The 23054-nt window shown below is 58.6% G+C and carries 22 protein-coding genes, 1 tRNA gene and 1 rRNA gene; 13 read left to right on the forward strand and 11 right to left on the reverse strand.

From position 1 onward, the window contains the following. Positions 1-37 precede the first annotated feature (37 nt). Together AB5Y68_RS04130 and AB5Y68_RS04135 are read left to right on the forward strand one after the other, a co-directional pair. A complete protein-coding gene (locus tag AB5Y68_RS04130; RefSeq protein ID WP_010672440.1) occupies positions 38-469 on the forward strand; it encodes a flagellar basal body-associated FliL family protein in 432 nt (143 codons plus the stop codon). A gap of 56 nt (positions 470-525) precedes the next feature. After that, the gene (locus AB5Y68_RS04135; RefSeq protein WP_010672439.1) at positions 526-696 is read left to right on the forward strand and encodes a hypothetical protein; all 171 of its coding nucleotides are present in this window, start codon (positions 526-528) and stop codon (positions 694-696) included. Positions 697-753: 57 nt separating this feature from the next. Here AB5Y68_RS04135 and AB5Y68_RS04140 read toward each other — a convergent pair whose 3' ends face one another. The 3 genes from AB5Y68_RS04140 to AB5Y68_RS04150 all read right to left on the reverse strand — a co-directional run bounded on the left by AB5Y68_RS04140 (position 754) and on the right by AB5Y68_RS04150 (position 2667). After that, entirely contained in the window at positions 754-1092 is a 339-nt protein-coding gene (locus AB5Y68_RS04140) for a DUF2799 domain-containing protein (protein ID WP_010672438.1), read from the reverse strand. 168 nt (positions 1093-1260) lie between these two features. Further along, positions 1261-1383, reverse strand: a complete 123-nt coding sequence (locus tag AB5Y68_RS04145; protein WP_010672437.1) for a hypothetical protein — start codon at positions 1381-1383, stop codon at positions 1261-1263. 261 nt (positions 1384-1644) lie between these two features. Further along, positions 1645-2667 (reverse strand): LacI family DNA-binding transcriptional regulator, encoded by a 1023-nt coding sequence (locus tag AB5Y68_RS04150; RefSeq protein WP_039041139.1) that lies wholly within the window; start codon positions 2665-2667, stop codon positions 1645-1647. A gap of 252 nt (positions 2668-2919) precedes the next feature. Here AB5Y68_RS04150 and AB5Y68_RS04155 point away from each other — a divergent pair, with 252 nt between their 5' ends. From AB5Y68_RS04155 to AB5Y68_RS04170, 4 genes are all read left to right on the forward strand, one after another. Continuing rightward, positions 2920-3363 carry a PTS sugar transporter subunit IIA gene (locus AB5Y68_RS04155; protein WP_103858482.1) on the forward strand — a complete coding sequence of 148 codons (444 nt, stop codon included), beginning with the start codon at positions 2920-2922 and terminating at the stop codon, positions 3361-3363. A gap of 32 nt (positions 3364-3395) precedes the next feature. After that, complete coding sequence (locus tag AB5Y68_RS04160; protein WP_026142047.1) at positions 3396-3683, forward strand: PTS sugar transporter subunit IIB; 288 nt, start codon at positions 3396-3398, stop codon at positions 3681-3683. A gap of 60 nt (positions 3684-3743) precedes the next feature. Next, a complete protein-coding gene (locus tag AB5Y68_RS04165) occupies positions 3744-5000 on the forward strand; it encodes a PTS ascorbate transporter subunit IIC (protein WP_042864639.1) in 1257 nt (418 codons plus the stop codon). A gap of 215 nt (positions 5001-5215) precedes the next feature. Further along, on the forward strand, positions 5216-6226 hold the full coding sequence (locus tag AB5Y68_RS04170; RefSeq protein ID WP_368206923.1) for a glycosyltransferase family 9 protein: 1011 nt from the start codon (positions 5216-5218) through the stop codon (positions 6224-6226). Positions 6227-6540: 314 nt separating this feature from the next. Here the strand turns inward: AB5Y68_RS04170 and AB5Y68_RS04175 are convergent, their stop codons facing one another. The 4 genes from AB5Y68_RS04175 to rfaD form a co-directional block, all read right to left on the reverse strand. After that, positions 6541-7461, reverse strand: a complete 921-nt coding sequence (locus AB5Y68_RS04175) for a glycosyltransferase family 2 protein (RefSeq protein ID WP_201895274.1) — start codon at positions 7459-7461, stop codon at positions 6541-6543. A gap of 84 nt (positions 7462-7545) precedes the next feature. Continuing rightward, positions 7546-8859, reverse strand: coding sequence for an O-antigen ligase (locus tag AB5Y68_RS04180; protein ID WP_231959404.1), 1314 nt, complete (start codon positions 8857-8859; stop codon positions 7546-7548). Then, positions 8843-10603, reverse strand: coding sequence for a polysaccharide deacetylase family protein (locus tag AB5Y68_RS04185; protein WP_368206924.1), 1761 nt, complete (start codon positions 10601-10603; stop codon positions 8843-8845). The genes AB5Y68_RS04180 and AB5Y68_RS04185 overlap by 17 nt, the downstream gene beginning before the upstream one ends. Positions 10604-10652: 49 nt before the next feature. Next, positions 10653-11612, reverse strand: a complete 960-nt coding sequence (gene rfaD, locus AB5Y68_RS04190) for an ADP-glyceromanno-heptose 6-epimerase (RefSeq protein WP_039041134.1) — start codon at positions 11610-11612, stop codon at positions 10653-10655. A 154-nt stretch (positions 11613-11766) separates the two neighbouring features. On the opposite strand from rfaD, the gene AB5Y68_RS04195 reads away from it, so the two are divergent. The 5 genes from AB5Y68_RS04195 to AB5Y68_RS04215 all read left to right on the forward strand — a co-directional run bounded on the left by AB5Y68_RS04195 (position 11767) and on the right by AB5Y68_RS04215 (position 17961). Next, complete coding sequence (locus AB5Y68_RS04195; protein WP_010672429.1) at positions 11767-12411, forward strand: TetR/AcrR family transcriptional regulator; 645 nt, start codon at positions 11767-11769, stop codon at positions 12409-12411. 183 nt (positions 12412-12594) lie between these two features. Continuing rightward, positions 12595-13785, forward strand: a complete 1191-nt coding sequence (locus AB5Y68_RS04200; RefSeq protein WP_039041133.1) for a glycine C-acetyltransferase — start codon at positions 12595-12597, stop codon at positions 13783-13785. Between the two features lie 89 nt (positions 13786-13874). Then, on the forward strand, positions 13875-14900 hold the full coding sequence (tdh, locus tag AB5Y68_RS04205) for an L-threonine 3-dehydrogenase (RefSeq protein WP_010672427.1): 1026 nt from the start codon (positions 13875-13877) through the stop codon (positions 14898-14900). A gap of 220 nt (positions 14901-15120) precedes the next feature. After that, positions 15121-15573 (forward strand): cytochrome c5 family protein, encoded by a 453-nt coding sequence (locus AB5Y68_RS04210; protein ID WP_039041132.1) that lies wholly within the window; start codon positions 15121-15123, stop codon positions 15571-15573. 84 nt (positions 15574-15657) lie between these two features. Next, positions 15658-17961 (forward strand): bifunctional diguanylate cyclase/phosphodiesterase, encoded by a 2304-nt coding sequence (locus AB5Y68_RS04215; protein ID WP_052258909.1) that lies wholly within the window; start codon positions 15658-15660, stop codon positions 17959-17961. Here AB5Y68_RS04215 and rep read toward each other — a convergent pair. Further along, positions 17948-19960, reverse strand: coding sequence for a DNA helicase Rep (rep, locus tag AB5Y68_RS04220; protein ID WP_039041131.1), 2013 nt, complete (start codon positions 19958-19960; stop codon positions 17948-17950). The two genes, AB5Y68_RS04215 and rep, sit on opposite strands and share 14 nt — an antisense overlap. A 152-nt stretch (positions 19961-20112) precedes the next feature. On the opposite strand from rep, the gene AB5Y68_RS04225 reads away from it, so the two are divergent. Both AB5Y68_RS04225 and AB5Y68_RS04230 read left to right on the forward strand, forming a co-directional pair. Next, positions 20113-21333, forward strand: a complete 1221-nt coding sequence (locus tag AB5Y68_RS04225; protein ID WP_039041130.1) for a cysteine desulfurase — start codon at positions 20113-20115, stop codon at positions 21331-21333. Positions 21334-21346: 13 nt separating this feature from the next. Continuing rightward, positions 21347-21781 (forward strand): SufE family protein, encoded by a 435-nt coding sequence (locus AB5Y68_RS04230; protein WP_039041129.1) that lies wholly within the window; start codon positions 21347-21349, stop codon positions 21779-21781. A 21-nt stretch (positions 21782-21802) separates the two neighbouring features. Here AB5Y68_RS04230 and tcdA read toward each other — a convergent pair whose 3' ends face one another. The 3 genes from tcdA to rrf all read right to left on the reverse strand — a co-directional run. Next, positions 21803-22639 (reverse strand): tRNA cyclic N6-threonylcarbamoyladenosine(37) synthase TcdA, encoded by an 837-nt coding sequence (tcdA, locus tag AB5Y68_RS04235; protein WP_039041128.1) that lies wholly within the window; start codon positions 22637-22639, stop codon positions 21803-21805. Between the two features lie 147 nt (positions 22640-22786). Then, positions 22787-22863, reverse strand: a tRNA-Asp gene (locus tag AB5Y68_RS04240). Positions 22864-22961: 98 nt separating this feature from the next. After that, positions 22962-23054, reverse strand: a 5S ribosomal RNA gene (gene rrf / locus AB5Y68_RS04245); the annotation flags it as partial.

A 23054-nucleotide genomic window follows, 5' to 3' on the forward strand; every position in this document is an offset into this window, starting at 1 on the left:
TCAAAAATGGGGCATCCGTCGCTGCCGAGCCATCCAGATGAAGATCTTCAGAATTCTGCTGCTGTCCCTGGGGTGTACCCTCTTGAATACACAGGCCTTCGCCAATGAGGAAGAGGCCACCGATCCCGCCTCCTCCGCCGTCCAGCCGGGATTCGCCTATCACGCTCTGGATCCGGACATCATCACCAACTACCTTGGCGACGGCAAAACCCTCGGCTATGTACGGGTGACGGTAGAGCTGATGGCCACGGACGCTGCCGACCTCAAGTTGCTGGAGCAGCACGACCCCCTGATCCGCGACGCCATCATCCGGCTGATTGGCAGCAAGACGGGCGCACAGATCAAGTCCCTGGTGAACCGGGAAGAGCTGCGCAAGGAGTGTGAGGCCAAGGTCAATGAGCTGCTGGTCAAGGAGACAGGCAAGAAGGCGGTCCGCGAGCTCATCTTCACCAAATACCTGTACCAGTAACCACACCGGGAGGGGTCCCGCCCCTCTCACCCGTTGCATTCACTGTCGAGGACGTCATGGGTCACAAGACGCTGTGTGAGTGGCGCCGTCACGAGATCCCCGCCGATCTCAAGACGCTGCGCAAGATTGTGCGCAAACCCAAATTCGTGTGTGGCAAGTGTGCCCGCAGCGCCAATGACAAGGATTACCTGTGCCAGCCGCTGCGGCTGAAGCATAAAGAAGGGTAGGTCCCTCTTCTCACGAAGAGGTTCACGCAAGATTTCAGAAGAGAGAGGAAGGCTGATTTATTGATCAGTCCAGCCATGGCGACCCTGTTCAAACAGGCGACGGGCCTGCACGTCGTTGGGACAGACGCCGCGATACTCCTCTCCCGACCGTCCTGCCAGATAGAGATGCTCGGGTCGGCAATACCAGGCCAGCCCCTTCTGGCGACCCAGCTCCCAAAGGGCAACGTCCACTTTTTCCCCGCACTGGGTCTGGTGAAAAGCAACCCGATCGCCAGCAAAACCGAGCTTGCCGTCCGCCTCTCCCACGTCGCTCCACACCTTCTCGCAAGGGTCGTCGGAGTTGGAAACACAGCCCCCGAGCAGGGCGGCACAAAACATGATGACGAGTGAGCGCATATTCATCCTTGGCGTCGTTGGAATCGTTGTTGAGCCGCTGCCTGCCTCGTACAGCGTCATTTGAGCAGTTCATTCTAACCAGCCCGCCCCATTCTCACCAAGGGCTGCCCCCCTAGCCACACAAAAAATCGGGCGGGCACCAGGCCCGCCCTCAGGCGTTACAGGGAGTCACTGATCGTCGAGAGGGTCATAGTCCTGCCAGCTCTCGTCATCCAGCTCCTCCAGCTCGTCTTCCCAGGATTCCGGCTCCCAGTCATCATCGAGATCGAAATCAGGCGTCTGCGTACCCATGCTCATTCTCCTTGGATAGTGCACCGGCCTACAAAGTCTATCCAGAATAATGGGGCTCGCCAGTGGTTCCGATCAGAGCTTTACCTGGGTGCAGCCACCTGGAGTCATGGCTCCGGTGGCATCCACGCTCTGTGTCAACCTGGTGACAGACCGGGCGAACACGTCGGCTGGCAGTTCCCGCGCAGGGCGACGGGGCACCGACTTGGTCTTCGGTCACAACGCCTTGAACATGCTTGCCTCGCCCTGTCGTGGCATCGCTCCTCAGGTGCTCTGGCGCTTTTGCAATTGAAAATCCAGGGCGAGGCTCATGCCGGCCACCTCCTCGCCCGCCAGCTGGCGCAGGATCAGCTCCGCCGCCTCCCTGCCCATCTGGTGATAGGGGATCCTGACCGAAGTCAGCGCAGGATGACAGGCGCGCGCCACATCCAGATCGTCGAAACCGGCGATGGCGAGCTTGCCCGGCACGCTCAGATGGCGGCGCTGGCATTCGAACAGCACCCCGGCCGCCAGCTCGTCGTTGACGCAGATCAGCGCATCCAGTTCGGGCCAGCGCAGCAGAAACTCCCCCAGCATGGCCGCCCCCGTGCTAAAACTCGGCAGCTCAGAGGTGTTGATGATGGCGTCCGGGGAGAGGTAGTTGTCCAGCAGCGCCTTCTGCCAGCCCTGCATGCGCTGCTGCAGCATCCACTGCTCCTGGCGGGCACAGAGAAAGCCGATGTTGCGGTAGCCGCGCTCGATGAGGTGGCGGGTCAGCTGGTAGCCGGCATCGAAGTTGGAGACCCCGACGTTCATGTCGATGGGATGGCGCGCCATGGCTCCCACCTCCACCACCGGCAAGCGGGCCGCCTGCAGGCGCTGCCGGATGACCTCCCCGGGATCCCCCCCAAACAACACCACAGCGGCCGGATTGTGCTGCAGGAAATTGCTGAGCAGGCTGGCCTCCTGCTGCTTCAGGTGCTGGGCATCCCCCAGCATGATCTGGTAGCCCTCGGCGAGCAGGGTCTGCTGCAGCCCGGCAATCATGTCACCGCAGGCGCGCTCCGCCAGGCTGGGGACGATGACCACTATGGTCTGGGAAGTGGCGGAAGCCAGCGCCCCCGCCGCCCGATTGGGGATATAGCCGAGCTCATCCACCGCCGCCTCGATGCGCTCTCGCATCTTGTCTGACACCAGCTCGGGGGTGCGCAGGGCGCGCGACACCGTCATGGCTCCCACGCCAGCCAACTGGGCCACGTCGTTGAGGGTCACCCGACCCGTGCTGCGGCGTTTTTTCGCTTCTGACATCCTTTCCCTTCCTCGGCATACGGGTGCTCACTTTAAGGCAAAAGCGGGGCACTGACTATTTGCTCAAACCGGATTTTACCTTCTTTGAGGCCGATAAGGGGCAGGATGAATCCCTTCTGTGAGAGAAATGATAGCGCTATCACAGATCAATGTTAGCGCCATCTGGTAGCGCTAACTTTCGGGATCAAGCTCACAGTTATCAAGAGGCAAGATCGCTAGATTGGCGCCATCCTATCCAGCCCGGACACTGCCATGCTGACCCAATTGCTGACCGAGGAGGTCATTTCCATCGAAGCGGGCGCCCGCGACTGGCGCCACGCCATCGAGCTGGCCACCGCCCCCCTGCTGGCCAACGGCACCATAGAGCCCTCCTATGTGGCGGCGCTCTATCGCTCCCACGAGGAGCTCGGCCCCTACTACGTGCTGGGACCGGGCCTGGCCATGCCCCACGCCCGCCCGGAAGACGGCGTCAACCGGTTGGGACTGGCGCTGACCGTGCTGAAGGAGGGGGTCAACTTCGGCTCCGAGGGCAACGACCCGGTGCGGCTGCTGGTCACCCTGGCCGCCAGCGACAGCAACTCCCACGTGGAGACCATCGCCCGGCTGGCCGAGCTGTTCATGAATGAAGAAGACGTGGCGGCCATCATGGCGGCCACCAGCAAAGACGACATCTTGCGCATCCTGGCGCGTTATTGAGTGGCGCCCTGCGCCCGACAGAGGAAGAGAACATGAAGATTCTGGTTGTATGCGGACACGGCCTGGGCACCAGCCTGATGATGGAGATGAGCATCAAGAGCATTCTCAAGGAGCTGGCCGTGACGGCCGAGGTGGATCACCGGGATCTCGCCTCCGCCGGCAGCGAGCGCGCCGAGATCTTTGTCGCCACCCGCGACATCGCCGAACAGCTGGTCAGCATGGGGGTCGACGGCCGGCTGGTATCCCTGGACAACATGGTCGACAAGGCCGCCATGAAAGAAAAACTCGCCATCGCCCTGCGCGAGCTGGGCGCACTCTAACCCCTTTGCGACTGTCTGGGCGGCCGGTGAGCCGCCGCTTCCATCTGCTTGGAGCTGACCATGGAATTTTTCAATTTTCTGATGTTTGACGTGCTGTCGGAGCCGGCCGTGCTGGTTGGCCTCATCGCCCTCATCGGCCTGATCGCCCAGAAGAAACCTGTGACCGAGTGCATCAAGGGCACGGTCAAGACCATCATGGGCTTCGTCATCCTGGGGGCCGGCGCCACCCTGGTGGTGAACTCGCTGGGCGACTTCGCCACCATCTTCCAGCACGCCTTCGGCATCAAGGGGGTGGTCCCCAACAACGAGGCCATCGTCTCCATCGCCCAGCAGTCGTTCGGCAAAGAGATGGCGATGATCATGTTCTTCGCCATGCTGGTGAACATCCTGATCGCCCGGCTCACCCCGTGGAAGTTCATCTTCCTGACCGGTCACCACACCCTGTTCATGTCGATGATGGTGGCGGCCATCCTCTCCGCCGGCGGCATGAGCGGCATTCCGCTCATCGCGGTGGGCAGCCTGGTGGTCGGCGTGACCATGGTGCTGTTCCCGGCCCTCGCCCACCCTTACATGAAGCAGATCACCGGCTCCGACGATGTGGCACTCGGCCACTTCTCCACCTGCTCCTACGTGCTGGCCGGCTGGATCGGTGCCAAGTTCGGCAACAAGGCCCACAGCAGCGAAGAGGTGCAGGTGCCCAAGAGCCTGCTGTTCCTGCGCGATACCCCGGTGGCCATCTCCTTCACCATGGGCATCATCTTCCTTATCACCTCTCTGTTTGCCGGTGCGGATTACGTATCGGAAATCGCCAAGGGCAAGCACTGGTTCATGTTCTCCCTGATGCAGTCCATCACCTTCGCCGCCGGTGTCTACGTGATCCTGCAGGGGGTACGGATGGTCATCGCCGAAATCGTGCCGGCCTTCAAGGGGATCTCCGACAAGCTGGTGCCCAACGCCAAGCCGGCGCTGGACTGCCCCATCGTCTTCCCCTACGCCCCCAATGCGGTGCTGATCGGCTTCCTGTCGAGCTTTGCCGCCGGTCTGGTGGGCATGGTGCTGCTCTACCTGCTGGGGCTCACCGTCATCATTCCGGGGGTGGTACCGCACTTCTTCGTCGGCGCGGCGGCCGGGGTGTTCGGCAATGCCACCGGCGGTCGTCGCGGTGCCCTGCTGGGAGCCTTCGCCAACGGCCTGCTGATCACCTTCCTGCCGGTGTTCCTGCTGCCGGTGCTGGGGGATCTCGGCTTTGCCAACACCACCTTCAGCGATGCCGACTTCGGCGTGGTGGGGATCCTGCTCGGCCTCATCGTACGCTGATCACTCTTGCCCATCGGGGGCATGGCCGACGGTGCCATGCCCCCGCTCATCCTCCCGTACTGCCAGCCGGGCCCCACCAGCCCAAACAACGTCGAAAATATGTGCAAACACAGTGCGTTGGATCGGATTTTCACCCCATAGCGGCAGCATCTGACAGGGGAGTGCGATATGCTGATGCGCTGACGTTCAACCCGACCTCGCTCGAGGCCCTTTCCATGAAATACCTGGTAGTACAAACCAAACAGATAGGAGATGTGCTGATCTCCACCGCACTGTGCAACAACCTCAAGCAGCACGACCCTGCCGGGGAAGTTCACTATCTGGTCATGGATTACTGCGCGGGCATGGCAGAGGGAAACCCCAACATCGATCGATTGATCGTCATCGAGAAGGCGCGCCGCAACGAGTGGCGCTATATGAAGGATTTGCTGCTGGGCATTCGCCGCGAACGCTACGATGTGGTGATCAACAGCCAGGGCCAGATGATAGGCCTGCTGACCTGCCTCTTCTCCGGCGCCCGCCTGCGGATCGGCTTCGACTCCTTCCCATGGCGCCTGGGCCACAACCGCATCGTGCGCTTTCGCCATGACACCGAGCATCAGGGCAACAGCACCCTGGTGGACGACCGGTTTTCACTGCTCAAGCCCCTCGGCCTCGCCAGGGAGGATCGCAACTACTACCTCTGGCTCAGCGACGCGGAGAGACAACGGGGGCGCGAGACCCTGCTGGCCGCTGGCGTCGACACGACCCGGCCACTCATCGCCATGGGAGTGAACTCCCTCGGCCATTACAAGCGCTGGCCCATCGACTGCTTCGCCAAGGTCGCCCAGTGGCTCATCGAGGAGCACAATGCCCAGATCCTGGTCTATTGCGGACCGGGGGAAGAGGAGTACAACCGGGGGCTGAAGCCGCTGCTGCCAGAAGCGCTGCAGGCCAGCGTGTTTGACCATGTGCAGACCCGCTCGGTACGGGAACTGGTGGGGCTCTTCGCCCATTGCCAGCTGTTCGTTGGCAACGACACAGGCCCGCGCCATATGGCGCAGGCGCTGGATATCCCCCTGCTCACCATCGTCTCTCCCCTCGGACACTCCGCCATTGCCAATCCCGTCTCTCATCCCCGTTATCGCTTCGTCGACACGGGTCGTCAGGATCCGCAGCAGGAAATTTTGAATGTGCAGGAGATACTGGCCACATTCTGTGCTGAGCTAGGAATAATGAATAAATAATCGGCTACAGAGGTATGCCCCGCCAGTAACGCAATTTATGGTCTGACCTTTAATTCGTTACTGGTTATGGTCATTCCACCCGAAAACGGGCTTCACCACCACCGATATGATCGAATGACTCTCGTATTCGGAACTATAGATTGACGCTAGAAACTGCATTAAAGATAGTAGACTATATGTGATTATTATTTCGCAGTCTGTTAAAATAATTAAATTATATCTCAGCTGATTTTAATGCCACTTTCTATAATTTTTTTAAAAAAGCTATGCTTTAAGAAAAAAGTCTATCTAAACTCATCCATTGTTAAATGATATTAATTTTTTAATCCTCGCTGCTTATGTCTTAAGGAATAAGACAGTGATGGTCTTATGATAATAGCAAAGAATAACTTAAATCTAGTCGGCTTTTTACATGATTTGATGAGTTCCTTGATAATAAATCTAAACTTAAGAGATTTTGCAGATAAAAAATTATAATTTTTATCAAAAAAATAAAATAAAGATCTGTAAAACTCTATTTCTATGTCTAGATTTCTATTCGTACTCCCACCACCATAATGAACTATCTTTGCATCAGGAACAAAGAATATATTCATTTTTTCTTTCTTCATTCTAATACAGATATCTTCTTCCTCACAGTAAAGGAAAAAATTAGGATCTAAACCTCCAACTTTAAAATAGTCGGATGCGCGAAAAAACATTGATGCTCCACTACCCATTTGGACCCTGAATGGTTTTTTATATTCCTTCTTCCTATCCATATACTCTGATGATTTTAACATTCGACATAATCCGTTGCCAAACCATTGATTACCTACTGATGGTAAATAGGCAAAGGATGGATGATATGTACCATCTTTATTATACTGAGATGGTATACACAGCGATACATCTGGATTATCCTCCATGAAGGAATGAAGTATATCAAGCGCGCCCTCATCCACTAGCGTATCATTGTTAAGAACAAATATGTACTCTCCTTTAGATTCTGATATTCCAAGTATGTTTCCAAGAGCAAATCCGAAATTAATATCATTATCTATAAAATGTATTTTATCATTATTTTTAATTTTCAAGTAATCAATAAATATGCCACGTTCATCCTCGCTCGAGTTATTATCAACCACTATTAATTCATAATCTTGAAATGAACCACGCAATATACTATCAATGCAATCCATTGTGTATTTAGACGAATTGTAATTTAAAATTACAATAGAAACAGAAACCCCCATTCTATACCCTCACTGTTAAAGATGACATTATTTATAATAACTAATCACACAAAAAAACAATACCCCCTGTTTATCGCTATCAATTCATTCTGTATCACTCTCCTTAAAAACTATAGATGCAGCTATAACCAGCGATGAGACAAAGAAAGTAATACCAGAATTGTGACCAAAAAATGCCTGACTGAGGCAGTAATCAATCGATGAAAAAACAGCCACAATAACCAACGCGGAACCACAATGCACATCATCATTATGGGGTCGGTGCAAACGACTTTTTACCAAGAATAGGGGGATCAACATCATCAATAGCAACGCACCAAGGCCAACAATGCCTCGTTTGGCCATTTCATCGAGAAACTGGTTATGGGCATGAGAATTGAAATCATAGATAAACTGGCTAATTTCTCCTCGTGCCAGCTGCGCTTTTTGTGACTGCCGAATCCCATGATTTCCCCAGCCAAATAGTGGCTTTTCGGTAAAGCTCTGCCAAGCACTCTGCCAAAGCTGAAGTCTGATCCCAAGCGAGGTGTTGAGGTTGGTTTTGTCGAGATATTGGCTGATATCATTCTGAGCCAGCTCTATCCGTGCTTCCACACCACTCTGCGGTTGGACAATCAAAAAACCACCGCATAACAGTCCACCTACAAGCATAACGAGGGTTGTCTTGCGATACAGGCACTCTTTAAACAGCACCGCAATAGTAAATAAAATAACAGGTAATAATACCCACCCCCCACGCGTTCCCGAGAGGAAACTGGCCCCCATCCCAGCACAACCTCCCAGCAGCATGAAAAAAGAGAAGGCCAATTTTCCCTTTTTTTGTGCCCAAAGAAGTCCACACAGGCAAAATAATCCTAACGACATGGCAATATTACCACTCTGTAGTGGCATCATATCGTTAAATGCCCGCTCATAGCCCAAAATAAATTTATCATGAATGGCTATGCCACATGCGAGGAGAGCACCGACACCACAACCGGAAAGCAGTATAGGAAGGCGCACAGGCACGCAAGCTAGTAAGGGCAATATGACAACAGCCATCAGCGCTCTACTTGCCCTGTCGATTTGGCTGATCTTGCCACCATCAAACCAAACGGAAATAACCATCACCAGAAAATAGAGCGACAAGCCAAGCCCGATAAACTTGAGTTCACGGGGTAATACCCAATTCAAGCGCCTCACAGCGAAGAAACACAGGCTTGCCAGCAACAACAAAGCTGGGCCATAGGAGTAACCACTGGGCACGGATAGTGCCAGAGCTCCAAATAAAAAAGCTGAGAGTTGAACTAGTAGCGGCAACGCTTGGTCATGGACCAGCCCAAATGCGCCCTGATTGGGCGGCGATTCTGTTTGCATCGGCATACGTTCCTCTACAACAACCTTATTTTCTGAAGACATAATTCCCCCTGATCTTGCGCCACAGACCGAACATGTCGGTGCGGGGGAAGATGGCGATCCGGCGGATCTGGAACGGATCCCGGTGCATGGCTCTGGGGCCGCTGTTGGTGGCCACAGCATAGCGATAACCGGCGGCAACGGCCTGGGCTTTTGCACTGTCGTTCAGATCCCCGTAAGGATAGGCAAACGAGATCAGGGGATGGCCGAGCAACTGCTCCAGCCAGGCCTTGTTGGCCTGGATCTGGTGGGCCTGCTCCTCTGGGGGGAGCGTACTCAGGCGGGGGTGAGTCAGGGTATGGCCCCCGATCTCCACATGACCGGAGGCCACCAGCGCCTTGATTTCGTCCGGGGTCATCAGGGTCACCGGGGTATCGGGGTAGGTCGGGTGCTCCACATCCCAGCGATTGTGATCCTCACCGGTCACCACATAGACCACCGCCTTGTAGCCATACTTTTCCAGCAGCGGCAGCATGCGGGTGAGGTTGTCCCGATAGCCGTCGTCCACGGTGATCATCAGGTACTTCTTGCCGTATTGCAGCCGGTGGATGAACCCGTTCTCCGCCAGGTCGGCAAATGTCAGCGTCTCGTAGCCCAGCCACTTCATCAGCTTGAGGTGCTTCTCGAACATGGCGACCGGGAGCCAGGTGCCATGCACTCCCTTTTCGCTCTCGTGCTCGATGAAGCGGTGATACATGATGACCGGCATCTCCCGGCGCAGGGTCTCGACCACGGCATCCTGATAGACGGATTCCAGTCCGGTCACGACGCCTTGCAAGTCATACTCTTGCAGGATCCGCTGGCGCACTGGGTCTGGCACCACCTTGGAGGCCAGCGCCGAAGGGATCTGCGCCTTCAGCCCGGCAAAGTCGATGGCCAGATCCCTAGGGCCGATGTCGCCGAAGTTGCTGGCGAGGGCCTCGTCCAGATTCTGCTCCGTCACCAGACCGATGGCCCTGGCTTCGCCGATGGCAAACGCCGGACGACCGCACAGCAGCGCCTCCATCGCCACCCGACCGGCACCGATCACCAGATCGCAGCCCGCCATCAGGGCGGGCACATCGTCCACATAACCGATGAAGTCGACCTTGTCCTGAAAACGGGCAAAACGCGCCGGCACCTGGGTGCCGCTGACGATGCGCACCCGGCAGGCTTCCAGATCCAGCACCTCGTCCAGCAACCGGTAGCAGAGCTCCCCCTTGGGACCGCTCAGCCGACCAATGATGGCGATCACCGGTTTGTCGTTGTCCGGTATCGGCACGGGCTGGAACTTGTCGGTCTCGATGCCGTTGCGCAGCACCTGCACCATGGCCGGGTCCACCCCCAGGTTGTCGATGATCTGGCTGGCGATATCCTCGCACACCGCCACCGCCCGGTAGCCCAGCGCATGGAATGCCTTGCGGGAGGCGTGTACCGGCTGGCGCCCGTGCACCGTGGTGATCATGGGGGTGCCGGTCAGCTTGCAGGCGACGTAGCTGCTCCAGCCCGAGGCGCGCGAATGGGCGTGCACAAGCTGGATCCTGTGCTTGCGGATCAGATAGATGAGATAGAAGACGTGCCAGAAGCGGCGCAGGATGCTGCGCTTGTTGAAACGCAACCGAAAGACCGGCCCCAGAGTCGGTTTGGTCAGGGTGTCAGAGACGTAGAAAACCTGGTGGCCACGGCGGGTCAGCTCGTTGCCGACCGTGGTGGCATAGACCTCCGCGCCCGTCACTTCGAGCTGGGAGAGAGCCATCAATATGTTCATGCAAGCGCATCCGATCGACGGGTGGCCAGAGCCACCCGCCAGAGGGGGATCAAGCCCGGTTCAACCAGGCCATGTAATCGGCCACGCCTTCGGCCACAGTCTTGAACTCGCCGTCATAGCCGACGCCGCGCAACTTGGTGAGATCCGCCTGGGTGAAGCTCTGGTAGCGACCCTTGAGGTGATCCGGGAAGGGAATGTATTCGATGGCGCCTTTCTGGTGATGCCTGATCACGGCTTCCGCCACGTTCTGGAACGGCTCAGCCCGGCCGGTGCCGCAGTTGAAGATGCCGGAGTGCTGCGGATTCTGCCAGAACCAGAGGTTCACCTTGCAGACGTCGTCCACGTAGATGAAGTCGCGCATCTGGCCGCCATCCGGGAAGCCGTCACAGCCCTCGAACAGCTTGGGATTGTCACCCTGCTTCACCTGGGTATTGAGGTGGAAGGCCACGGACGCCATGGAGCCCTTGTGCTGCTCGCGGGGACCATAGACGTTGAAGTACTTGAGACCCACCACCTGGGAGTTGATCTCCGGCATCCAGCGACGCACGTACTGATCGAACAACTGCTTGGAGTAGCCGTAGACGTTGAGGGGCTGCTCGAACCTCGGGTCTTCGATGAAGTTGTCGTTGCGCCCACCATAGGTCGCGGCGGAAGAGGCATAGATGAAGGGGATTTCCCGCTCGATGCAGTAGTGGAACAGATCCTTGGAGTACTCGTAGTTGACCTCCATGATGAACTTGCCGTTCCACTCGGTGGTCGCGGAGCAGGCGCCTTCGTGGAAGATCACCTCGATGCCGTCATCCCACTCCTCGAATTCGTCACCGGAGACGATCCGCGCCTGGAACTCGTCCTTGTCCATGTAGTCGGCGATGGTGAGGTCGACCAGGTTGACGAACTTGGTGCCGTCGGTCAGGTCATCGATGACCACGATATCGGTCCGTCCTTGAGCGTTCAGCTGCTTGACCAGATTGCTGCCGATAAAGCCAGCACCGCCAGTTACTACGATCATGGAGTTTGCCTCGCGTACGTTGTGGCCCCGTGTGACTGCCTGTTAAAGCTGTGTATAGTGGGCCAATTTGAAATTGCCGAAAAGTTTATCACGGGCCGCAAGGGGATTCGACCTCGATGACTTTTCCCCTTAGGGCCCGGCAGAGGGACCAGCGATGAAGACCAGAGACAGGATCATCCACAGCGCCACCGAGCTGTTCAACGATCAGGGCGAGCGCAACATCACCACCAACCACATTGCCGCACACCTTGGCATCAGCCCGGGCAACCTTTACTACCACTTCAGAAACAAAGAAGACATCATCCACTCCATCTTCGATCAGTACGCCCGCCACCTGAGCGACAGCTTCACTCCGATCCGCAGCAGCGAGATCCGGCTGGAGGATCTGATGGGCTACCTGGATGCCATCTTCTATTTGATGTGGCAGTTCCGCTTCTTCTACGCGAACCTGCCGGACATCCTGAGTCGCGACGAGCTGCTGCAGCAGAAATACCTCAAGGCACAGGAGCAGCTCCGTGCCACCGTGGAGACGCTGCTCAGAAGCCTGCGCGAAGGCGGTATCATCGCCGTCAGCGATGAAGACCTGCCGGATCTCGGCCAGACCATCAAGATGGTCGTCACCTGCTGGATCCCGTTCCAGATCGCCCAGGCCCCGGCCACCCGCATCACCAAACCCCTGCTCTACCAGGGGGTCTTGCGGGTGCTGTTTTTGCTGCGCCCCTACGTGCAGCCACAGGTGGCCCCCCAGATACATCAACTGGAGCAACATTATCACCAACTGGCCCAACCAGCCGGGTGAGATCTGTTTCACAATTGTTGATTATCAGCATAAAAATTTGAATTTATACGCAGGGATTACAGTAAAATGTCGCCCATTCTAGGGTCTGTCGGCGTTTCGTCGCGACCGTGACGACGCCGAACCGTGCGGGTTGCACGGCCCGGGATCCTGATAACACAGTCGATACAGCAATGAGGACCGAGGATGTCTAACGGATTCTATCGTCACCTGACCGAACAGCTCGAACAGGTCAAGGCGGAAGGGCTATACAAGCAGGAGCGCATCATCACCTCGGCCCAGCAGGCCCAGATTGCGGTGGGCGGCGAGCAGGTACTGAACTTCTGTGCCAACAACTACTTGGGGCTGGCCAACCATCCCGACCTGATTGCCGCCGCCCATCAGGGGCTCGACAGCCACGGTTTCGGCATGGCCTCGGTGCGCTTCATCTGTGGTACCCAGGACCAGCACAAGGAACTGGAGCAGAAGCTGTCCGCCTTCCTCGGCACCGAAGACAGCATCCTCTACTCCTCCTGCTTCGACGCCAACGGCGGTCTGTTCGAGACTCTGTTCGGTGCCGAAGACGCCATCATCTCCGACGCCCTCAACCATGCCTCCATCATCGATGGGGTGCGGTTGTGCAAGGCCAGGCGCTATCGCTACGCCAACAACGACATGGCCGAACTGGAAGCCCAGCTCAAGCAGGCCGATGCCGACGGCGCCCGCTTCAAGCTGATCGCCACCGACGGCGTCTTCTCCATGGATGGCGTCATCGCCGACCTCAAATCCATCTGCGATCTGGCCGACAAGTACGACGCGCTGGTGATGGTGGATGACTCCCACGCCGTCGGCTTCATCGGCGAGAACGGCCGCGGCACCCACGAATACTGCGAGGTGATGGAACGGGTCGACATCATCACCGGCACCCTGGGCAAGGCGCTGGGTGGCGCGTCCGGTGGCTACACATCCGGCAAGAAAGAGGTGATCGACTGGTTGCGTCAGCGCTCCCGTCCCTACCTCTTCTCCAACTCCCTGGCACCCTCCATCGTCTCGGCCACCATCAAGGTGATCGACATGCTGGCCGAGGGTCACGACCTGCGTGCCCGCCTCAAGGAGAACAGTGCCTACTTCCGCGAGCGCATGAGCGCCGCCGGCTTTACCCTGGCCGGCGCCGATCACGCCATCATTCCGGTCATGCTGGGGGATGCCAAACTGGCCGCCGAGATGGCGAGCCGCATGCTGGCCGCCGGTATCTACGTGGTGGGCTTCTCCTTCCCCGTGGTACCCAAGGGTCAGGCGCGCATCCGGACCCAGATGTCCGCCGCCCATACCCGGGAGCAACTGGACAAGGCGATCGATGCCTTCATTCGCATCGGTCGCGAGCTCGGTGTGATTTGATCACATGGCTGGCTGATTAAAACGGGGGCCAAGGTTGGGCCCCATTTTATTACCCTCTGTACCCGGCATGGCGCCGTGAGGAATCTGTCATGAAAGCACTCTCCAAACTCAAATCCGAAGTCGGCATCTGGATGACCGATGTCCCGGCTCCCGAGCTCGGCCACAACGATCTGCTCATCAAGATCCGCAAGACCGCCATCTGCGGCACCGACATGCACATCTACAACTGGGACGAGTGGGCCCAGAAGACCATTCCCGTCCCCATGGTGGTGGGGCACGAGTATGTGGGAGAGGTGGTCGCCGTCGGCCAGGAAGTGCGCGGCTTCGCCATCGGCGATCGCGTCTCCGGCGAAGGCCACATCACCTGCGGCCACTGCCGCAACTGCCGTGCCGGTCGCACCCACCTGTGCCGCAACACCATTGGTGTGGGTGTGAACCGCCCGGGATCCTTCGCCGAATACCTGGTGATCCCGGCCTTCAACGCCTTCAAGCTGCCGGACAACATCCCCGATGAGCTGGCCGCCATCTTCGATCCGTTCGGCAACGCCGTGCACACCGCCCTCTCCTTCGACCTGGTGGGTGAAGACGTGCTCATCACCGGCGCAGGCCCCATCGGCATCATGGCTGCTGCCGTCTGCCGTCACGTTGGCGCCCGTCACGTGGTGATCACCGACGTCAACGAATACCGGCTGGAACTGGCCCGCAAGATGGGCGCCACCCGTGCCGTCAACGTGGCCAAGGAGAAGCTCTCCGATGTCATGGAAGATCTCGGCATGACCGAAGGGTTCGATGTGGGGCTGGAGATGTCCGGGGTGCCCAGCGCCTTCCAGGACATGATCGACAAGATGAACCACGGCGGCAAAATCGCCATGCTCGGCATTCCTCCCTCCACCATGGCCATCGACTGGGGCAAGGTGATCTTCAAGGGACTCTTCATCAAGGGGATCTACGGTCGCGAAATGTTCGAAACCTGGTACAAGATGGCAAGCCTCATCCAGTCTGGCCTGGATCTCAGCCCCATCATCACCCACCATTTCCATATCGATGACTTCCAGCAGGGCTTCGAAGCCATGGGCTCGGGCAAGTCCGGCAAGGTGATCCTGAACTGGGATTGACGACGCGCGAGGGGCGCCTGGGCAATCAGCGTGTCCTGCTCTTGTTCAGCCTCACGAAACCCGGCGCATGCCGGGTTTTTTGATGTGGGATCACCCCTTCCCGCTCTACCACTTTGTTTGCAGATTGCTTAACACTTCACACACAAGCGTTTAAATGGCTGTAACTATTCGGTTATAATCCCGTCGTTTTCTGGGGATAATAAGAGCCTGCTGGGAGTACATGAGCGTGTTGAAAAAACTGAGCTATTTGCTGGCTGCCGGGATGGCGGCTGCCACTCTGTCCGGCGCCGTCCTTGCCGCCGATGACATGTCGACAGAGGCCATCGCCGAGCGTATTGCCCCGGTTGGCCAGGTTTATACCGCCAAGGATCTGGAAGGCATTGCGACCGCCGCGGCCGCGCCTGCGGCAGCCTCCTCTGGCCCACGTGACGGCGAGACCGTGTTCAAGGGTGCCTGCTTCGCCTGCCACGATACCGGTGCCGCTGGCGCCCCCAAGCGAGGTGACAAGGCCGCCTGGGAGCCACGCATCGCCCAGGGATTCGACACCTTGCGCAAACACGCCATCGAAGGCTTCACCGGCAAGGCTGGCATGATGCCACCGCGGGGGACCTGCGCCACCTGCAGTGACGAAGAGATCGAGAACGCCATTCACTACATGATCGACAAGCTCTAAGTAATTGAAAGGGCTCCTCTTGCAGCCCTTTCAATCCCATCACTTCCGACTACGCTTGAAGGTAAGTTTTTTCGGGAGTGTTGCATGTCAGTTCAGCCCACCACACCGCCAGACTCGCACTCCTTGCTGGCGGTCGTCTCCTCCATCATGGATTTTCCCGCCCCCGGCATTGCCTCCCCCGAGGATTACGCCCGACTGGTCGGTCTGCTGGACAAACTCTGCCCTCTGCAACATTTCGCCATGCTGGGGCTGGCCGACGGGGGGCTGAACTGGCGTTACACCTATCAGCTTCCCGACGTGTTCAAGCAACAATTGGGACGGGAAGAACCTCGCCTCACCGAACAGCTCACCCGGCTCGATGAAGGTCAGGGCTGGTGCGTGCAGCCTGTGGAGCATATCGACGTGCAGTGGTTGCTGGCACGCAGCACCCCGGATCAGGCACCCACCCTGAGGTTGCTGCTGGAGTGCCTGGCCAAACGCCTGCACGAAACCCAGACCGGTACCCAGCTGGCGGGGCAGGCTTCCCCTCTCATGCAGCGAGATCCCCAGTGGCAGGAGAAAATCGAGAAGATCGGCCGAGTCATGCGCCTGGCTCACAACCTGCCTCAGCATGCCCTGTTTGCCCAGTTGGAAGCGGTGTTGCGCCAGATGCTCTCGGTCAGCGACATGTTGCTGATCCGGCTGGAAAACCAGCGACTGGAGCGACTCTATCCACCACACCTGACATACGACGATGACATCATTCGGGCTATGTGCCACAGCACCAACAGCGTAGAGCGCCATGAAGAGAGGCTTTACTGGTACAGCCTGCCCCTGCGCCAGCAGCAGCAATACTTTGCCCACCTCATCCTCAACATGACCCGGCCTCTGGAAACCGATGACAGGCTGTTCCTCGATTTCCTGCGCCATCAGCTGACCCTGTTGCTGGAGCTCAAAAGGGTGCGACAGCAACTCGATGAGCTCAACTCGGAGGAGTCCATCAACCAGCGCCTCCAACAGCTGCGCCAAACCAACTTGAGGTTGCAGAAACGGCTCAAGCATCATCAGGAGCTGGAGCGGCGGCTCCAGTTCAATGCCCTGCACGACCCGCTGACCCAGTTGCCAAACCGGGCGCTGCTGATGAATCACCTGCATCATGCCATGACCCGCTACCGCCGTTACCAGACAGCCGGCTTCACCCTGATTTTCGTCGATGTGGATCACTTCAAGCAGATCAATGACGCCTTGGGCCACAGTGCTGGCGATCAGTTGCTGCAGGAGCTGGGCAGCAGGCTGCAAGGCTGCATCCGGCAAAATGACATGGTGGCGAGGCTCGGAGGGGACGAATTCGTCATCTATCTGGACAACAGCCAGCGGGAAGAGGACATCAGCCCCGTGCTCAATCGCCTGATTGGCCGCATCGGCCATCCGTTCAGGCTCCAGGGCAACGAGCTGACCATCACTGTCAGTCTGGGGGTCGCCAGCGTGACGGAGCAGACGGCCGATGTCAGTGAACTGCTGCACCAGGCAGACCTCGCCATGTACCAGGCCAAGCGCAACGGCCGCAGCCGCATCGTCATGTATTCGGAGGCCTGTACCGAACAGGCGGGGTCACCGGAAGAGCGGCTCTTCAGAGCCTTGCGGGAAGGGCGGATTGTGCCCTACTTCCAGCCGGTGATCAGGCTGTGTGACAGCCGCCTGGTCGGACTGGAGGTGATGGCGCGCTGGATAACGGAGGAAGGGGAGCTCAAGGATGCATTCGACTTCATTCCTCTGGCGGAACAGTGCGGCCTCATTCAGGATCTGGACCGCCAGATCCTCAAGCGCACCTGCCAGCAACTGAAGCTTTGGCAACCCGCCTCCGGGGTCGGTCGTTTCAGGATAGCCATCAACCTCTCCGGCAAGCACCTGGCCAGCCACGAGCAGATCATGCAACTGCTCACCATCATGGAGGAGGAGGGTGTCATCCCCGCATGTTTCATCTTTGAGTTCAACGAACGCGAGCTCTCCCGGCAGAGTGCCGACTCCCTCACAGCCTTGCATGAACTCAGGGCGAAAGGGATCCAGGTCAGCCTGGATGACTTCGGCACCGGCTTCTCTTCTCTCAACGCCCTGTTTCACTTCCCGGTGGATTACATCAAGGTGGACGACAGCTTCACCCATCGCATGTTGAACTCACCCAAGGATCTGGCGCTGATCCGCGCCATGCGGGACATCTGCCAGGACCTCGACTTCACCCTGGTGGTCGAGGGGATCGAAAATCAGCAACAGTTGCAAAAGCTCATCGAGCTTGGCTGCGCCCTCGGGCAGGGGCGCCACATCTCCCCCCCGCTGCCGGGAGCCGATATTCCCCCTCTGCTGGGTCAGGCCGCCCGAGAGGCCAAGCCTTCCGGCCTCAATCCTTCTTGAACAGGGCCCGCAGGTTGGCGACACCAACCTGCCCCTTCTGCTGGCGTTCCTCTGCCGTCACCTTCTTCTGGTTTTCCCACTCCAGGTCATCCTGGGGCAGCTCCAGCAGGAAGCGGCTCGGCTCCGGCCGCACCGACTCGCCAAACTGGCGACGCTCCTTGCAGAGGGTAAAGGTCAGCTCGGTCTGGGCCCGGGTAATCCCCACGTAGGCGAGGCGCCGCTCCTCCTCCACGTTGTCCTCGTCGATGCTGGTCTGGTGCGGCAGCAGCCCCTCCTCCATGCCCACCATGTAGACATAGGGAAACTCCAGCCCCTTGGAGGCGTGCAATGTCATCAGCTGCACCTGATCCGCCTCATCCTCCCCTTCGTTGCGTTCCATCATGTCCCGCAGGGTGAGCCGGGTAACCACCTGAGCCAGCGTCATCGACTCCTCCAGCTCATCCCCTTCCAGCATCTCGCTGATCCAGCGATAAAGGGTGGAGACGTTTTGCATCCGCATCTCCGCCGCCTTCGGGCTGGGGGAGGTCTCGTAGAGCCACTCCTCGTAGTGGATCTCCTTGATCATGTCCCGCACCGCCTCCACCGGGTTGCCGCGCAGGGCCTGATCACCGAGCCGTACCAGCCAGTTGGTGAAAGCCTGCAGCGCGGTGAGGCCACGACCGGAGAGGTGTTGCTCCAGCCCCAGCTCGAAGCTGGCTGCAAACAGGCTCTTGCCGCGCTGATTGGCGTACTGGCCCAGTTTCTCGAGGGTGGTGGGGCCGATTTCCCGGCGCGGCAGGTTGACCACCCGCAGGAAGGCAGTGTCCTCGTCCGGGTTCACCAGCAACTTGAGGTAGGCCATGATGTCCTTGATCTCGGTGCGGGAGAAAAACGAGGTACCGCCCGAGATACGGTAGGGAATGCGGTTGGTCATCAGCGCCTTCTCGAAGATGCGCGACTGATGGTTGCCCCGATAGAGGATGGCATAGTCTTTGAACCGGGTGCGATTCATGAACTTGTGGCCCATCAGCTCGGCGGCGATGCGCTCCGCCTCGTGCTCCTCGTTCTTGGCAAACAGCACCTTGAGCTTCACCCCCTCGTCCAGCTCGGAGAAGAGCGCCTTGTCGTAGACATGGGGGTTGTTGGCGATCAGGATGTTGGCGCACTTGAGGATGCGCCGCTTGGAGCGGTAGTTTTGCTCCAGCTTGATGAGCCGCAGATTGGGGAAATCTTCGTTCAGCAGCACCAGGTTCTGCGGCTTGGCACCGCGCCAGGAGTAGATGGACTGGTCGTCGTCCCCCACCACGGTAAAACGGGCCCGCTCACCGACGATCTGCTTCACCAGCTCGTACTGGCTGGTGTTGGTGTCCTGGTATTCATCGACCAGCAGGTAGCGGATCTTGTTCTGCCAGCGCTCGCGCACCTCCTGATTGCTCTTGAGCAACAGGGTCGGCATTACGATGAGGTCGTCAAAATCCAGCGCGTTGTAGGCCACCATCTGGCGGTGGTAGCGCTCGTAGAGCTGGGCCAGCAACACCTCTTCCGGCCCGCGGGCGATGCGCATGGCCCGGGCAGGCAGGATGAGGTCGTTCTTCCAGTTGGAGATCTGGCTGATGAGGGCCGAGAGCTTGTCCTTGTCGTTGTCGAGCTCCGCCTCGGTCAGCTCCTTGAGCAGCGCCAGCTGATCGGTGTCATCGAACAGGGAGAAGTTGGCCTTGAGGTTCAGGCTCTTGTGCTCGCGACGAATAATTTCGAGTCCCAGGGTATGGAAGGTGGAGACCATCAGCCCCCGCGCCTCCTTGCGACCCAGGGTCTGACCGACCCGCTCCTTCATCTCCCGCGCCGCCTTGTTGGTAAAGGTGACCGCCGCTATGTTGCGTGCGTTGTAGCCGCACTGCTGTACCAGATAGGCAATCTTGTTGGTGATGACGCGGGTCTTGCCCGATCCGGCACCCGCCAGCACCAGGCAAGGGCCGGAGACATACTTGACCGCTTCGTTCTGATTGGGGTTGAGCTTCATGGGCCGGATCTCTTGGCTTATGATGAGGGGCGGCATTGTAGCAGAGATCCCGCAAGCAGCCGAAACCGGGCACGGGATCCCGCCACTTCATCTTGTGTTTGCCCGCCATTTTCCGGATCATGACCGACTTTTCCAGACGAGATGAGGGGAGCATGAATCAGCAACAGCACGCCCGGCTGCGCGGCCAGTTTCCAGCCTTGGCGCAGGAGGTGAACGGCCACCCTCTGGTCTATCTGGACAACGCCGCCACCACCCAGAAACCGCAAGCCGTGCTGGATGCGATCAATCACTACTATCGGGCCGACAATGCCAACGTGCACCGCGCCGCCCATGCCCTGAGCGGCCGGGCCACACGCGCCTTCGAAGATGCCCGCGAGACGGTTGCCCGCTTTATCAATGCCCCTCGCAGCCACGAAGTGATATGGACCCGTGGCACCACGGAGGCGATCAATCTGGTGGCCCAGAGCTGGGGGATGAGCGAGCTGAGGGCGGGGGATGAAATCGTGCTCAGCACCCTGGAGCATCACGCCAATATCGTCCCCTGGCAGCTGGTCGCCCAGCGTACCGGTGCCGTCATCCGGGTCATCCCCCTCGATGAGCGGGGCGATCTCGACATCGCTGCCTATCTGGCCCTGCTGGGACCACGTACCCGACTGGTGAGCGTCGCCCACGTCTCCAATGCCCTCGGCACCGTCAATCCAGTCAAAGAGATGGTGGCTGCGGCCAAGGCGGTCGGGGCCTTGACCCTGATCGACGGCGCCCAGGCGGTGGCCCATCTCGAGGTGGATGTGCAGGCTATCGGCTGCGACTTCTACGCCTTCTCCGGCCACAAGCTCTATGGCCCGACCGGCATCGGCGTGCTGTGGGGTCACACTGCACTTCTGGAGCGGATGCCCCCCTGGCAGGCCGGCGGCGAGATGATCGACAGAGTCAGCTTCAGCGGCACCACCTTCAACACTCTGCCCTTCAAGTTTGAAGCTGGTACTCCTCATATTGCCGGCACCATCGGCCTCGCAGCAGCCATCGACTTTGTGATGGAGCAGGACAGGGACTCACTGGCCAGCCATGAAGCAGCGCTGACCGACTATCTGGTTGCCGGACTGCAACAGGTGCCAGGGCTGCGTCTGGTCGGCGAACCCGGTCAGCGCGCCGGCGCCGTCTCCTTCCTGCTGGAGGGTATCCACCCGCAGGACGCCGCCACCCTGCTCGACATGCAGGGCATAGCCCTGCGGGTCGGCCATCACTGCGCCATGCCGCTGATGGAATCGCTCGGTATCGGCGGCACGATGCGCGCCTCGCTGGCCTGCTATAACAATCGGGACGATGTCGACGCCCTGCTGGCCGCCCTGCACAAACTCAGTGACTTCTTCTAAGGCAGACAATCCAATGAACAGCCTCGCAACCTATACCCGGATCGGCCTTGAGCCCGATGCCGATACCATCCGCCAGCAGTTTGCGGCGGCGAACGGCTGGGAGAACCAGTACCGCCTTATCATCCAGCTCGGCAGACTGCTACCCACCTTGCCAGCAGAGTGGCAGCAGGAAGAGAACCGCCTGAAAGGGTGCGAGAGCCAGGCCTGGCTCAAGGGAGAGATGGGTGAGGACGGCAACTGGCACTTTGCTTGCGATTCCGATGCCCGCATCGTGCGCGGTCTGATTGTCATCGTACTGGCGGCACTCAATCATCAGAGTGCCGACGCTATCCAAGCTTTTGATATGGATGCCTATTTCAGTGAATTGGGGCTCGAGAAACACCTGAGCCCGTCGCGAGGCAACGGGCTCAGGGCAATCGTGTTGGCAATCCGGGCGCTGACGGTCTAACCCGCCTGGTTCAGTGGTCGATCAGGCTTCGCCAATCGACCCCGTGTCTTCATTTCCGGCCTCTTTTTCGGCGCGGGCTCCCCGCTCGGCAATCTTCTTCAATACCCGGGACGCGGCAACCAAGCCAAAAGTGGCCGTCACCGGCGTCACGGCACCGAAGCCGGAGGCGCAATCCATCTTCATATTGCCGTCGCTGGCCGCCTTGGCCTGGCAGGTGCCGCCATTGCCATCCGGATAACTCAGCTGCTCGGTTGAGAAGACACACTCCACCCCGAATTTGCGCGCCGGATTCTTGCTGAAGTTGTGCAGTCGGCGCAGGTCGGAGCGCACCTTGGCGGCCAGCGGATCCTGAATGGTCTTGGCCAGGTCGGCCACGGTGATCTGGGTCGGGTCCATCTGCCCGCCGGCACCGCCCGCCACGATCACCGGGATCTTGTTGCGCTTGCAGAAGGCAATCAGCGCCACCTTGGCCTTGACCGAGTCGATGGCATCCACCACATAGTCAAACTCCCGCTTGATATGCTCGCTCAGGTTGTCGGCGGTGACGAAGTCATCCACCTCGATCACCTCGCAATCCGGGTTGATGGCACGGATGCGCTCGGCCATCACCTCCGTCTTGAGACGGCCGACTGTGCCCTGCATGGCATGGATCTGGCGATTGGTGTTGGTGATGCAGATGTCATCCATATCGATCAGAGTGATCTGGTTGATGCCGGCCCGAGCCAGCGCCTCGGCCGCCCAGGAACCGACGCCACCAATCCCGACCACGCAGACTTTCGCCTGGCTGAAGGAGCGCAGCGCACTCTGACCATAAAGACGGGCTATGCCCCCGAATCGCTGTAGATACTCTGCTTTCATACCACCACCTTGCTTGAGGGCGGCCATTATAGCGGCAACCTCTCTCAGGGGCGATGATCGGATGATGGCGGTGTTGATGTGAGGGGAAATGGGTGCTGTCTCGGGAACGAAAAAAAGCCCAGTCGTTAGACTGGGCTTTTTAAGTAGTGGCGGAGCGGACGGGACTCGAACCCGCGACCCCCGGCGTGACAGGCCGGTATTCTAACCGACTGAACTACCGCTCCGCATTCGGTTAGCTTTCGCTAAATCTTTTGCTGCTTGTTTGTGAGGTGTCATCCTCGCAGCCAGTAACGTGATTTTTCACGTCACCGTTTAATTGTGTGCCTGGCAGTGTCCTACTCTCGCATGGCGAATGCCACACTACCATCGGCGCTACAGCGTTTCACTTCTGAGTTCGGCATGGGGTCAGGTGGTT

It is taken from the genome of Aeromonas sp. R6-1, assembly GCF_040908165.1.
GTDB lineage: Bacteria > Pseudomonadota > Gammaproteobacteria > Enterobacterales > Aeromonadaceae > Aeromonas > Aeromonas caviae.